Origin of the sequence: Maribacter hydrothermalis (assembly GCF_001913155.1) — a bacterium.
In the GTDB taxonomy this organism is placed as follows: domain Bacteria; phylum Bacteroidota; class Bacteroidia; order Flavobacteriales; family Flavobacteriaceae; genus Maribacter; species Maribacter hydrothermalis.
Map to the genome: position 1 here is coordinate 3,682,527 of NZ_CP018760.1, position 13,788 is coordinate 3,696,314.

General features: G+C 33.6%; 11 protein-coding genes. 4 read left to right on the forward strand and 7 right to left on the reverse strand.

The annotated features are described in order from the left end of the window. Window positions 1-22 precede the first annotated feature (22 nt). Entirely contained in the window at window positions 23-2,107 is a 2,085-nt protein-coding gene (locus BTR34_RS15785) for a M1 family metallopeptidase (RefSeq protein ID WP_068482920.1), read from the forward strand. Further along, a complete protein-coding gene (locus tag BTR34_RS15790) occupies window positions 2,104-3,018 on the forward strand; it encodes a patatin-like phospholipase family protein (protein WP_068482923.1) in 915 nt (304 codons plus the stop codon). Before BTR34_RS15785 ends, BTR34_RS15790 begins: the two co-directional genes overlap by 4 nt. Window positions 3,019-3,318: 300 nt before the next feature. Here BTR34_RS15790 and BTR34_RS15795 read toward each other — a convergent pair whose 3' ends face one another. The 5 genes from BTR34_RS15795 to BTR34_RS15815 all read right to left on the reverse strand — a co-directional run bounded on the left by BTR34_RS15795 (window position 3,319) and on the right by BTR34_RS15815 (window position 8,670). Then, window positions 3,319-4,386, reverse strand: a complete 1,068-nt coding sequence (locus BTR34_RS15795) for a hypothetical protein (RefSeq protein WP_068482926.1) — start codon at window positions 4,384-4,386, stop codon at window positions 3,319-3,321. Between the two features lie 32 nt (window positions 4,387-4,418). Continuing rightward, window positions 4,419-4,937: a DUF7935 family protein gene (locus BTR34_RS15800; RefSeq protein ID WP_068482929.1), complete on the reverse strand. Its 519-nt coding sequence runs from the start codon at window positions 4,935-4,937 to the stop codon at window positions 4,419-4,421. Between the two features lie 83 nt (window positions 4,938-5,020). Next, window positions 5,021-5,791, reverse strand: a complete 771-nt coding sequence (locus tag BTR34_RS15805; protein WP_068482932.1) for a hypothetical protein — start codon at window positions 5,789-5,791, stop codon at window positions 5,021-5,023. 6 nt (window positions 5,792-5,797) lie between these two features. Further along, window positions 5,798-7,354, reverse strand: coding sequence for an FMN-binding glutamate synthase family protein (locus BTR34_RS15810; protein ID WP_068482935.1), 1,557 nt, complete (start codon window positions 7,352-7,354; stop codon window positions 5,798-5,800). A gap of 5 nt (window positions 7,355-7,359) precedes the next feature. Next, entirely contained in the window at window positions 7,360-8,670 is a 1,311-nt protein-coding gene (locus BTR34_RS15815; RefSeq protein WP_068482938.1) for an amidohydrolase, read from the reverse strand. A gap of 206 nt (window positions 8,671-8,876) precedes the next feature. On the opposite strand from BTR34_RS15815, the gene BTR34_RS15820 reads away from it, so the two are divergent. Beyond that, window positions 8,877-11,204, forward strand: a complete 2,328-nt coding sequence (locus BTR34_RS15820; RefSeq protein WP_068482940.1) for an ATP-dependent helicase — start codon at window positions 8,877-8,879, stop codon at window positions 11,202-11,204. Between the two features lie 77 nt (window positions 11,205-11,281). Here BTR34_RS15820 and BTR34_RS15825 read toward each other — a convergent pair whose 3' ends face one another. Next, window positions 11,282-12,130, reverse strand: a complete 849-nt coding sequence (locus BTR34_RS15825) for an alpha/beta hydrolase (RefSeq protein ID WP_068482943.1) — start codon at window positions 12,128-12,130, stop codon at window positions 11,282-11,284. A 51-nt stretch (window positions 12,131-12,181) separates the two neighbouring features. Here BTR34_RS15825 and BTR34_RS15830 point away from each other — a divergent pair, with 51 nt between their 5' ends. Further along, a complete protein-coding gene (locus tag BTR34_RS15830) occupies window positions 12,182-12,802 on the forward strand; it encodes an L-threonylcarbamoyladenylate synthase (protein ID WP_068482945.1) in 621 nt (206 codons plus the stop codon). 78 nt (window positions 12,803-12,880) lie between these two features. Here BTR34_RS15830 and BTR34_RS15835 read toward each other — a convergent pair whose 3' ends face one another. Beyond that, complete coding sequence (locus tag BTR34_RS15835) at window positions 12,881-13,735, reverse strand: OmpA family protein (protein ID WP_068482948.1); 855 nt, start codon at window positions 13,733-13,735, stop codon at window positions 12,881-12,883. Window positions 13,736-13,788: the final 53 nt, after the last annotated feature.

Genomic DNA, 13,788 nt, shown 5'->3' on the forward strand with positions numbered 1-13,788 from the left:
AAAAGGTAAATATATTTACATAATGAAAACATATTTTATTCTATTCATGTTTTTAGCGTTTGGTTTGGGTAATGCCCAAATTAAACAAGTAGATTTTATAAAGATATCAGCTACAATAACTCCAGACAGTTTAAAAAAGGAAATCGTAGGTGATGCGGTTTATACGTTTTTACTAAATGAAGAAATTGATTCTATTTATATAGATGCTAAAAATATTGAAGTAGTTGAGTTTAGGTTGGATGGTCGTAAAAAGGATATTTTTAATGATGGTAAAAGGATCGGTTTTAAAGCACCTAAAAGAACAGGGGAGTATACAGTTCGGATTTCTTACGTTGCCCAACCAAAACAAGCTTTATATTTTGTTGGATTTGATGATAGGCTAGCGGGTAATGAACAGATTTGGACGCAAGGTCAAGGTAAATATACTAGTCATTGGTTGCCGTCATTCGATGATATGAATGAGAAAACGGAATTTGATTTGGAAATTATTTATTACCCGAACAGTACTGTTATAGCAAATGGTAAACTTTTGGAAACTAAAAAAATAGACGACAAAGTTTCATGGGTATTTAATATGGAGAAACCTATGAGTAGTTATTTGGTAGCTTTTGCTGTAGGTAATTATGAAAAACAAGATTTAGTTTCAGAAAGTGGAATTCCTATAGAAAATTATTACTATCCTTCTGACGTTTTAAAAGTTGAACCTACATATAGATATACAAAAAGAATTTTTGATTTTTTAGAAAATGAAATTGGTGTTCCATATCCTTGGCAAAATTATAAACAAATTCCTGTTCATGATTTTCTTTATGCCGGTATGGAGAATACGGGCACAACACTATTTTCAGACGCTTATTTTATCGATGAAAAATCCTTTAAGGATAAAAATTATGTAAATGTAAATGCTCATGAACTTGCGCATCAATGGTTTGGAAATTTGGTTACTGAAGAAAGTGGCTCACATCATTGGTTACAAGAAGGTTTTGCAACGTATTACGCCTATTTAACCGAGAGGTTAATTTTTGGTGAAGATGATTTTTATTGGAAATTAAGTGAAACAGCCAAAACATTAAAAGAAAGGGCAGATAAAGGAATGGGAGAATCTTTAGTAGATCCTAATGCCGATAGTTTAACTTTTTATGAAAAAGGAGCGTGGGCATTATTTATGTTAAGAGATGAGATTAAAGATGTTGCATTCAAAAAGGGAATCATTTCTTACTTAAATACCTATAGTTATAAGAATGCTACTGTAGATGACTTTATTAGAGAAATGGAAAAGGCAAGTGGTAAAAATCTTAACTCATTTAAAGAAGAATGGTTAGAAAGTATCGATTTTCCATATAAAAAGGTTTCCGATTATTTAAGACGGCATAGTTCATCTTTAGTTCAATATGATACTATAAAAGCCAGTGCCTTAAATACTGAAACGTATTATAAAGATTCTTTGATGACGTCGTTTTGGGATGTTGGTACCTCTGAGAATTTAAAAAGTCAATTTATTTTAGATTTTAATATTAAGATCAGTGATCTAAAACTAACAGAATTACTACAAAGTAATGATATTAAACCAAGACAAAGTTTAGCTATAACACGAGATCCTATTTTTAAAACTTTGAAGCCATTATTTGTAACTATGTTAAAAGATGATAGTTATATTACTATGGAAGCTGCACTGTACAAATTATGGGTAGAATTTCCAGAAGATAGAATTCAATATTTAAATGAGACTAAAGATATCGTAGGACTGCCTAATAAAAATATCCGCACGCTGTGGTTGGCATTGGCACTGGTAACTCCATCATATAATTTGGTAAAAAAATCATCTTATTTAAAAGAACTTAACAGCTATACTTCATCTGCTTATCATATGGAGGTACGCCAAAATGCCTTCCTTTATCTTTCAAATTTAAAAATTTTAGAAGGCGAAGCGTTGGTGAATTTGATTAAATCTACAAACCATCATTCCTGGCAATTCAGAAATTTCACAAGAAACTTGTTAGACGAAGAATTAAAGGATGAAGAGCAAAGAAAAAAAATAGATTCCATAGCCTTAGTTTTGGATTCTAAGGATTTACAGTACCTTAAGAAAAAATTGGAAAAAGAATGAGAGCTTTGGTTATTTCTGGTGGTGGTAGTAAAGGTGCATTCGCCGGTGGCGTTGCCCAATACCTAATACAAGAGGAAGGAAGAAACTATGATATTTTCGTGGGTACTTCTACAGGGAGTTTACTTATTTCTCATTTAGCATTGGGTAAGTTAGATAAGATTAAAGAAATATACTCTAACGTAAATCAAAAAAGTATCTTTAACAATTGCCCTTTTTTAATTAAAAAAATTCATGGAAACGAGGAAATTTCTATTAACCATTGGAACGTACTTCGCAATTTTATAGTTGGTAAAAAAACATTTGGAGAGAGCGAAAACTTGCGGAAACTTATAGAAAATAGTTTAACCATAGAGGAATTTAAAACTTTAAAGAATGGTGACTCTGATGTTATCATAACCGTTTCTAATTTGTCTTTAAATCAAGTAGAGTATAAATCTATAAAAGATTGTACGTATGAAGATTATTGCGATTGGGTCTGGATTTCAGCTAATTATACTCCATTTATGAGTTTGGTTCGCAAAAACGGTTGTGAATATGCTGATGGAGGCTTGGGCAGTATTGTACCTATTGAAGAGGCAATAAAAAGAGGTGCAACTGAAGTTGACGTGGTTGTCTTACATACCGAAGTTAATTACTTGAATAGGGTGGCATCAAGAAACCCGTTTGAACTGATTACCACAATGATGAGTTTTATTCTGGATAGAATTGAAAGTCAGAATATTAGAATTGGAAAATTAGTTGCTAATCAAAAAAATGCAATAATAAATTTATTCTATACGCCCACCATTTTAACTACTAATTCATTAATATTTGACAAGGAAAAAATGACCTTATGGTGGAAACGGGGCTATTTATACGCTAAAAATAAGAATGAAGAAACGAACCCTATTGAGCCTAATTCCAACGAATAAAAGGATTATATTTTAACCAAGTATTACTATATAAAATAAAAAATGCCTTCTTTAAGAAAGCATTTTTTGATTTATATCAATATCGTCTCTGTATATGGCTCGTAGCGTGTAAATTAAACAATTATTTTCGGATTAAGCACAAGCCAGATTTTTAAATTTTACTATTTATCTTTTTTATTGGAAATCGTCAAATTTAAAAATTTGGCGACTTTTCAAATATGCCTTAAATTCGATTAAGCAACTGCCCAGCTATGAGCTATATACGTTGTTGCCAGTAGTATTTTATTCCATTCTACTCATTTAAGTCGCTCCTTGCATAGCTCCAATTGATTCAAAAACTTCTTCTTGGTCTTGTTTTTCAGTCCAACCCATTTTTGATAATTCAGCTCTAACTTGGTCTTCCGTTTTTTCCTTTACAAAATGATAGTATGCAAAATCTACAACTTCCATTGGAATCCTTTCAAGTGAATAAGATATTAGACTTGACGAAAGTCTTAAAATACCAACAAAATAGGTAATTACTAATTGTAAAATCCAACTGATTAATAATCCTATCCAACCAGTATTTAGATTTTTAAGCGTTAATCCAGCTTCAAACCTTGCTTGCATAAATTCCCAAAAACTAAAAGGTTGAAAGTTATTTTCACTTAATATTATTTGATACTGAAAATACTGATTTGAAATGTATGTTATAAGAATCATACCGATTAAAAGGTAATGTAAATGGTCATAAAAAGTGTAATTACTCACTTTAATAAGCTGTTTTAAAACAAAACCCATTACAATTGCGACTCCTACTTCAAAAAGTCCAATTATATATATTCCTTTTACAGAAAGAAATGCAACAATAAAACCTAATAATAAAGACGTAATTAAACCTCCAACGATTGGAATCCATATTTGAGGTTCTTTTCGGATTTTTGGTTGTGGTAAGTTTTCAGGGATTTCATAATCATCCCAATTATTTTTTTTCTCTACTTCTTTTTCTAATTCAGCTAAAGTTTCTCTGTCAAATTCCTGTTCAGTTTTTTTAAATGCGTGAATAAATAATTTTACTCGTTTAGAATTTCGTCCATTATCCCACATTTCGTTTCCAAGTGAGACGCTTTTTATTGACAGTTTTCCATAATCGAAAGAAACAGTTATTTTTTCAGTCCATCTATTCCAATCTCCTTTTCGTTTAGCTTCAGCACTTTTTTCATCTTGGTAGACTAAGTTCCAACCTAACTTTTCATAAGTTTGAATTACAATCGGAATAATTACAGTTTTATTTAAATCCGTTCTTATTTCTTCTTCAAATTTTGGTGTCCAATTGAAACTATGTTTCTTCTTTATTGTGGATTCGTATTTCTTTAGTTCGTCGGTCATTTTATATTACTGGCAACTATACGTTAAATATACTACCACAAATCTCCAATTTCCTTTTTCACAAACGATAATGCCGTAGCAGACGGTGATGTCTTGTCCATGGTTTCATTAAGTATGTCTTCCCTTAATTTATCGGCTGATTCTGTTTGACTCATTGCTGCCTTTCTAATCATTTGTATAGTGGCACTTTTTGCTGCTTTTATAATGTTCCAACATTCATCACTCAAATAAATTTGCTGTGAAAGGTTATGGTCAAATTCTGTTTCAATACTTTTTATTAATAAGCTTTCATAAGCACCTTTTTCTTTAGATTGTGGTGCAACTCGTACAACTAGACTAGGGATTGCAATGCGTTCTAAAAATAATGCCATTCGTTCATAAGCCTGTAAACGTATTGGTAAAGTGTCTTTTTGAGAATCTTTATGTAATAGGAAACGTCTACGTCCTTCTTCATTATTGGTATGCATTCTAAAAAAGTAAAATGCTATAGCTCCAGTGACTACTGAAGGTAATAAATAAGCAAAAAGTTGAAATATTTGATCTGACGTCATTTTTTAATTAGTTATAATTTACGAAATAAGAACGTCCAAATTTCTCAATTAGTATAGTGTTTTATCGATGAAATGCAAGTAATTTAATTTTTTATATCTCCTTTTGCCATATCATAAAATGCTTTATAATCGGGCTGAAACTTTATTTGTAATGATTCGCGTAAGCCTCCATCTTTTCCTACGGCTACGATACGCTCACCGTTTACGCCGTAATCTTTTATTAGAATACTAGCAATTGCAGTAGCTTGTTGTAAAGCAATATCCATTTCACCAGTTATATTTAAACTTGCTATAGTGATAACACTTTTAGGATTTGCATTGGCAACTTTAGCAACATTTTCAATCCAAGTCTTAGATTCATCAGTTGGTTTAATACCTATGCCATCGGCAAAGAAAAAATCTAAATTTTCTGAAATAATAACGGAGCCATCGGCTACACTAACTTTTGCGTTTTCACCCAAAACTTGTTTAGAATTCGTCAATAGTACAACAGCGGTCGAATCATTACTGGAAACAGCATCTGTCACCCCTTTTAGTTGCTTTTCTTTTCGTTCCAAAGCAGCCATGGTTTTATTGATATTCTCAGAATTTTGACTAGATAATGCTGCAAAACTATTTAAGTTCTTCATTAAAGTTGCATTTGCATCTTGTAACTCTGCTACTTGAGACTGATATTCATTTGAACGTTGATCAGCTAACTTCTCATTTCTTTGAGAGGTACTGACCATTCGTGAAATGGAATCTAGTTTATATTTTAAATCTTGATTCTGTTCTATTAATTCACTTTTTTTCTGTGCCTGTATAGTAGATATCCCAACAAGTAAAAATGCTAAGTATAAAAATATTTTCATCATATTTATCTAAATTTTGCCACCAAGATACGAACAGTCTTTTAATTCTTGTACACCATTAAAAGGTACTTTGGTTTTATTATAACCGTATGTAGATGCCAAACTGCGGTTTAAGTCATTATCATCAACATTTACTTGAACATCATCCATAGTAAATTGGCTAGGATGCTCATAGCCGGCTGCATGGGTAATTTCTAAAAATTCTTTTCTGAAAGTGTTGAAATATTGTGCCAATCGGTCCGATTTTAATGGCACGTTAATACCTTTTTGTAGCCATTTACTTTGGGTTGCAATACCTGTTGGGCATCTGTTTGTATGGCATACTTGTGCCTGTATACAACCAATACTCATCATTGCTTCACGTGCAACATTTATGCAATCTGCTCCCATTGCAAATGCCATAGCTGCTTTTGCAGGAAAACCCAATTTACCTGATCCAATGAATACAATTCTATCCGTTAAATTTCTGTTCAAGAATACTCTATACAGACTTGAAAATCCGTACACCCAAGGTAAAGAAACGTGGTCAGCAAAAGATGGGGGAGCGGCTCCAGTACCACCTTCACCACCATCAACAGTTATGAAATCTGGACCTTTTCCTGTTTTTAACATCATATCTGCCAATTCTTCCCATTGGTCTAGTTTTCCTATAGCTCCTTTTATACCTACGGGTAATCCTGTTTCATCAGCAATGGCTTCAATTAAGGCCATTAATTCTATAACATTTGAAAACGCTTTGTGCGTAGCAGGTGATAATACATCTTTACCAACTTCAACACCTCTAATTTCGGCTAGTTCAGGGGTAATTTTTGCTCCTGGTAGTACACCACCCTTTCCTGGTTTTGCACCTTGTGATAATTTAATTTCAATAGCCTTAATTGACGGATTATTTTCTACCAATAATTTCATTTTCTCCATAGAGAAATTGCCATCTTCCGTGCGTACACCAAAATAACCAGTACCAAAATGAAAAACAATATCTCCACCGTGCTTGTGGTAGGGAGAAAGTCCGCCTTCACCCGTATTATGAAATGCTCCCGCTTTTCTAACCCCTTTATTCATAGCCTCAACGGCTGCAGCAGATAAAGAGCCAAAGCTCATTGCAGATACATTTATAACACTAGCAGGTCTAAATGGTTTTCTACGATTGTTATGTAGACCCATAACTTTGGCACATGGTATAAAGGTTGGTTCTGTAGCATTAGGGTGCCCGTTAGGAACTTCAAACCCCATCATTCTATTTTTTATGAATATATGTTGGTGTGCATAAAGATCACGGTCAGATCCAAAACCTTCATAATTGTTCTCTTTTTTTGCCGAAGCATAAATCCAACCTCTTTCTATTCTATTAAAAGGCAGTTCTTCCCTATTATTTGCAACAAAATATTGTCGCATTTCTGGACCAATACTCTCTAACCAATAGCGTAAATGTCCCACTACAGGGAAATTGTGCTTAATAGTATGTCGTTTTTGGATAAATATATCCCAAATCGCAACTAAAAAAATAAACAAAAAAATCCAAGCCCACCATGGTAGGCTTGGAATGCTATTTAAAAATTGATTCATCAAAATTATCCTTTTGGTTTAATATCTAATAGTGGTGTTTGATCACTATTCAAATAATCTATACTCATTTCTGTTAAAGCACGTACTCCTAAAAGTAAACCACTGTCATCTATTAAAAAATCTGGTGTATGGTGAGGAAATGATTCGGTACTACCTGGTGTCATTCCGCCTAAGAAAAAGAAAAAACCGGGTGCTTCTCTTTGAAAGTATGAGAAATCTTCTGCACCGGTTACCGCTTTTTGATTTTGCACATTTGCATTACCCGCTATCCTTCTAATAGTAGGTAGCATTTGCTCTACCAATTCTGGATTGTTATAAGTAATGTCAGTAGCATCCTTAATTTCACAGGTAGCCTCACCACCATATGCCTTGGCTATATCCTTAACCATTTCGACCATGCGCTTGTTAAGTTTGTCTTTCATGTCATAATCCAATGTTCTAATTGTACCGATCATCTCAGCAGATTCAGGTATAATATTAAAACGAACACCACTTCTAATTTTACCAACGGTAATTACCGCAGCTTCATTGGTAAGATCAGTTTCTCTACTTATGATAGATTGCAGTCCATCAATAATTTTTGCACTAATTAAAATCGGATCTACACCTGCCCATGGTTGAGAACCGTGAGATTGTTTTCCTTTAACATTAATAGTAAATTCTTGAGCTGCGGCCATAGTGCCGCCAGACTTATATTTGATAACACCAACTGGGGTTTGAGAGTTAATGTGTAAACCAAAAATAGCATCTACTTTTGGACTATTCATTACACCTTCTTTTACCATTAATAAAGCTCCGCCTTCTTCTCCTGGTGGTGGACCTTCTTCTGCTGGTTGAAAGATAAATTTAACGGTGCCTTTGATTTTATCTTTGTTTTTAGACATTACTTCAGCAACACCCATTAAAATGGCAGTATGTGTATCATGCCCGCAAGCATGCATAACACCCACTTTTTCACCCATAAATTCTGAAGTTACATTAGATTTATAGGGTAAATCATTTCGTTCTGTTACTGGTAATGCATCAATATCCGCTCTAAGTGCTACTACCTTTCCGGGTAAGTCACCCTTTAAAAGACCAACTACACCAGTATGTGCAACACCCGTTTGTACTTCAATTCCTAAAGATTTCAGGTGCTTTGCAATTTTCTCCGCAGTTTTAAATTCGCGGTTTCCCAATTCAGGATTTTGATGAATTTCTCTACGCCAATCCACTACTTTGCTTTCAATGGCCTTGTAGTCTTTTTCAAGATTTGGTCCTTGTGCTTGCACGGAATATCCGAAAAGTACTAAAGCCAATAAACCTAGTTTTTTCATAATCAGTATTTTAAATTAAATTGTTCTCTTTGTTAAGTTGACATTCGTTTCTCAAACTCATCAACTGATAAGCATACTATTCGGAATTAAAGCTTAAATATATTCAAAATGAAAAGAAATACCATCCATTGTTTATAAATCTAAATAACATCACTTTTACGATCTCTCAATAATGGCTAAATTCACGCCTTTAAATAAAAGAAAATTTGAGCTCATTTATAGATGAATTGAACGAAGCCCAAAAGGCACCTGTTTTACATAAAGACGGACCTTTAATGGTTATTGCTGGGGCAGGGTCGGGAAAAACGCGTGTATTAACGTATAGAATTGCACACCTTATGGCGCAAGGTGTGGACTCTTTTAATATTTTGTCATTGACATTTACCAACAAGGCAGCACGTGAAATGAAAGCACGTATTTCTAATATTGTTGGGGCTAGTGAAGCTAAGAATCTTTGGATGGGTACGTTCCACTCCGTTTTTGCCAAATTATTACGTATTGATGGTAATAAACTGGGTTACCCTGCTAATTTTACTATTTATGATACGCAAGATTCTCAGCGTTTAATTGCGTCTATTATAAAGGAAATGGGGCTTGATAAGGATATTTATAAGTACAAGCAGATACAGAATAGAATTTCTTCTTTTAAAAATAGCTTAATTACGGTAAAGGCTTATCGTAATGATCCCGATTTGGTGGAGCAAGATGCCATGGCCAAAAAACCTAGAACAGGTGATATTTACGAAAATTATGTAGATCGTTGTTTTAAAGCGGGTGCAATGGATTTTGATGATTTACTATTGCGAACCAATGAACTTTTAACTCGTTACCCCGATGTGTTGATGAAATATCAAGATCGGTTTAGATATATTTTGGTTGATGAGTATCAAGATACCAACCATTCGCAATATTTGATTGTAAAGGCTTTGGCCGATCGTTTTCAGAATATATGTGTGGTTGGGGATGATGCACAAAGTATATATTCTTTTAGAGGAGCAAATATTAGTAATATCTTAAACTTTCAAAAAGATTACGATAATGTAGGTATGTATCGTTTGGAGCAGAATTACCGCTCTACCCGAAACATAGTAAATGCGGCAAACTCTGTAATCGGTAAAAACCAAAACCAAATAGAAAAGGTAGTTTGGACCGCAAACGACGATGGAGCTGTAATTAAAATTCATAGAAGTCCCACCGATGCAGAGGAAGGTAGGTTTGTTGCCAATTCTATCTGGGAGCACCGTATGCAAGAGCAAATGGGTAATGGTGAATTTGCAGTATTATATAGAACAAATTCACAATCTAGAGCTATTGAAGATGCTTTACGTAAGAGAGATATTCCATACAGAATTTATGGTGGTCTATCTTTTTACCAGCGTAAAGAGATTAAGGATGTGCTGTCTTACCTACGTTTGGTCATTAATCCAAAAGATGAAGAAGCTTTAAAAAGGGTAATTAATTTCCCAGCTAGGGGAATTGGAGGCACAACATTGGATAAATTGGTAGTCGCCGCTAACCATTATAATCGTTCCATTTTTGAAGTAATGGAAAATATTGACAGAATTGATTTAAAAATTAATTCTGGGACCAAAAGAAAACTTCAAGATTTTGTTACCATGATTAAGAGTTTTCAGGTAATGAACGAAACTACCGATGCTTTTGCCTTGTCTGAACTTGTAACTAAAAAAACAGGGATTCTTTTAGAGTTTAAGAAAGATGGAACTCCAGAAGGGATTGGTAAAATGGAGAACATAGAGGAGCTCTTAAATGGTATAAAAGATTTCGTTGAAGGCCAAAAAGAAATTGATGGCGCCACTGGAAATATTGCAGAATTTTTAGAAGATGTTGCTCTTGCTACAGATTTAGATAAAGATACTGGTGATGATGATAGGGTTGCATTGATGACCATTCACCTAGCAAAAGGACTTGAATTTCCATACGTTTATATTGTTGGTATGGAAGAAGATTTATTTCCTTCTGGTATGAGTATGAGCACGCGCAGTGAGCTTGAGGAAGAACGAAGGTTATTCTACGTTGCCTTGACTAGAGCAGAAAAACAAGCGTATTTAACCTATACTCAAAATAGATACCGTTGGGGTAAGTTAATTGATGCGGAACCAAGTCGATTTTTAGAAGAAATAGATGAGAAATATGTTGAAAATTTAACACCGGTAGATGGCGGCTATCGTTATAAGTCACTCATAAATCCGGATATTTTTGGCGAAGTGGATAAAAGCAGATTACGGCAAGACAAACCAGTAAGGGGAACTCCCCCAATTATTGGACAACCAAATTCTAATCAACTTAAAAAGTTACGTAAAATTAGACCACAACTTGCAGAGCCGGTTGGGAATACGCACACGATCGATCCAAATTTGGTTGCAGGTTCCTTAGTGAACCATACACGGTTTGGCAGAGGCAAAGTTGTAAAAATAGAAGGAGCCGGAAATGACAGAAAAGCTGAAATTATGTTTGATAAAGGTGATATCAAAAAACTATTGCTAAGGTTTGCTAAATTAGAGGTAATACACTAAAAAGTATGGCTGAATAAATTTGTAATTATTTCTTAACTAAAATTCATTATCGTATTCTACACCTAACTAATTTGCAGTTAATTTAAATTATTTTCTATAAATGATTTTAGTTTTATAGAAGTATCAAGAAGGTTAAGTCCTACCCACCCATGACCTTCATTTTGGTAAAATGTAAATTCATGAATTACATCTAACTCGGTCAATCTAGTGTTTAGTGCTACTCCTTGAGCGTTGGGAATTAATGGGTCTTGACCTCCATAAAATAATATGGTTGGTGGCGAATTTGCATTTAATTGGTATAATGGACTAGCATTTTGTAAATTTTGTTCATCGTTACCAAACAAACCAATTAAATCATTTATAACCGGATCAGTACTGTTTTGATAGGCATCATCCAATAAATTTGTTGGTCCTACAATGCTGCAAACCATTTTAACTTGTTGTTCATTGTCATGCGCATAGCTCCATAAAAGTCCTAAATGTCCACCTGCGCTTACGCCAATTAAACCAATTGAATTTGAAATTTGATACGCTGAACGCTTTTCTTTAAGTAAATTTATTAAACTTGAAATATCATTAATTTGCATTGGATATGGCGATGTTGTATTATTGGCAAACCTATAATTCATATTTACTACAGCAATATTTGGCAGTTCTGTTTTAATAAAATCTTTAAAGCCATTCATATCTATTTTATCACCCGAGGTCCAACCGCCACCATGTATTAACAATATAACTTTGGTATCTTGTGTTCTGTTTTTTGGTAAGTATATGTCATAAATTTGTTTTGCATTATCACCGTATGATAAATTATTTAGGGAAATGGCCTCATCTGTTTCAAATTCTATTGTAGTATTGTTATCTTCTGTACAGGAGGTAAAAAACAGAGCACATCCAATAAAAACAATAATGCTAGCTTTTTTCATAATAAAAATAGTGCGTTATTTATAGTATAACGTTTTTTACAAAGATTTGATATGGCGGAGTTTATAAAAATATACGAAGAAAATCCTAATCCAAAAGAAATTAAAAGGGTAGTGGATATTTTGCGAAAAGGGGGTTTAGTTATTTACCCTACTGATACGGTTTATGGCTTGGGTTGTGATATTACAAATACTAAGGCGCTTGAGAAAATTGCGCGTATTAAGGGAATTAAGTTAGCTAAGGCAAATTGGTCTTTTATTTGTACGGATTTAAGCAATCTGTCTGACTACGTTCGTCAAATAGATACCGCAACCTTCAAAATATTGAAAAGAGCATTGCCAGGGCCCTATACCTTTATTCTACCTGGTAATAATAGTCTTCCAAAAGAATTTAAGAAGAAAAAAACTGTGGGTATTCGTGTTCCCGATAATAGTATAGTAAAGGCTCTAGTTGAAGGTTTAGGAAATCCGATTGTTTCAACATCTATTAGAGATGATGATGATGTTTTAGAATATACTACAGATCCAGAACTTATCTATGAGAAATGGGATAATTTGGTTGATGTTGTTATTGATGGTGGTTATGGGGGTAATATTGGTTCTACAATTATTGATGTCTCCACAGGGTACCCAGAGGTAATTAGAGAAGGAAAAGGAAGTTTAGATATACTTTAATTTTTTCGTATTGAAGTTTGATAAATAAAAAAAGCGGTCATATAGACCGCTTTAATTTTATAAAATAATTGAATACTATTATTTGTTGATAGAAGGATCTTTCATTCCTTCTTCAATCATACTATAGAATTGATCAATTTTTGGAAGAACAACAATACGAGTTCTTCTATTTTTAGATTTTTCAGTTGAAGAAACAGGTATATATTCTGATCTACCAGCAGCGGTCATACGCTTAGGATCAACATTGAAATCATTTTGTAAAATACGCACAACCGCAGTAGCACGTTTAACACTTAAATCCCAGTTGTCCAGCAATGATCCATTTCCTCTGTAAGGTACGTTATCTGTATGGCCTTCAACCATAAATTCAAAATCTGGTTTGTTGTTAACTACTTTTGCCACTTTACCTAAAACCTCTTTAGCTCTACTAGTTACATTATAGCTACCACTGCTAAATAATAATTTATCAGAAATAGATACGAATACAACACCTTTTTCAACACTGATTTCGATATCCTCGTCATCCAAGTTTCCTAAAACACCTTTTAAGCTTTGTACTAAAGATAAGTTCACAGAATCTCTTCGTGTTATAGCGTCATTTAACTTACGAATAGTTAGATCTTTTTCTTGTAAACTTTCTAAAGATTTTTCTAAGTTCTCAGCTCCTTTGGTGGTCAAAGTAGTTAAGTTGCCCATATTATTTATCAAATCTTGATTGTTCGCTTTTAAGAAAGCATTTTGATCTTCCAAAGTCTGTAATCTAGAAGAAGCTGTCGCTTTTTCCTCTAAACAGTCATTTAATTTAACTGTAGCAGAATTTAATAAATCTTGTGCCGTTTTGTGTTTTGCCTCAAGGTCGGCATATTTCTTCGATGAAACACACGAAGACAATAAAAGCGTTACTCCAAGACATCCTAATAATACTTTTTTCATAATTTAAATCTATTATACTAATTTAGTTATTTACTTCAATTTCGCATTTTAGC

Coding starts and splice junctions, on each gene's coding strand:
- BTR34_RS15795 (WP_068482926.1), bottom strand. CDS start 4,386: ATGACCGACGAACTAAAGAAATACGAATCCACAATAAAGAAGAAACAT.
- BTR34_RS15835 (WP_068482948.1), bottom strand. CDS start 13,735: ATGAAAAAAGTATTATTAGGATGTCTTGGAGTAACGCTTTTATTGTCT.
- BTR34_RS15810 (WP_068482935.1), bottom strand. CDS start 7,354: ATGAATCAATTTTTAAATAGCATTCCAAGCCTACCATGGTGGGCTTGG.
- BTR34_RS15805 (WP_068482932.1), bottom strand. CDS start 5,791: ATGATGAAAATATTTTTATACTTAGCATTTTTACTTGTTGGGATATCT.
- BTR34_RS15815 (WP_068482938.1), bottom strand. CDS start 8,670: ATGAAAAAACTAGGTTTATTGGCTTTAGTACTTTTCGGATATTCCGTG.
- BTR34_RS15825 (WP_068482943.1), bottom strand. CDS start 12,130: ATGAAAAAAGCTAGCATTATTGTTTTTATTGGATGTGCTCTGTTTTTT.
- BTR34_RS15790 (WP_068482923.1), top strand. CDS start 2,104: ATGAGAGCTTTGGTTATTTCTGGTGGTGGTAGTAAAGGTGCATTCGCC.
- BTR34_RS15800 (WP_068482929.1), bottom strand. CDS start 4,937: ATGACGTCAGATCAAATATTTCAACTTTTTGCTTATTTATTACCTTCA.
- BTR34_RS15785 (WP_068482920.1), top strand. CDS start 23: ATGAAAACATATTTTATTCTATTCATGTTTTTAGCGTTTGGTTTGGGT.
- BTR34_RS15830 (WP_068482945.1), top strand. CDS start 12,182: ATGGCGGAGTTTATAAAAATATACGAAGAAAATCCTAATCCAAAAGAA.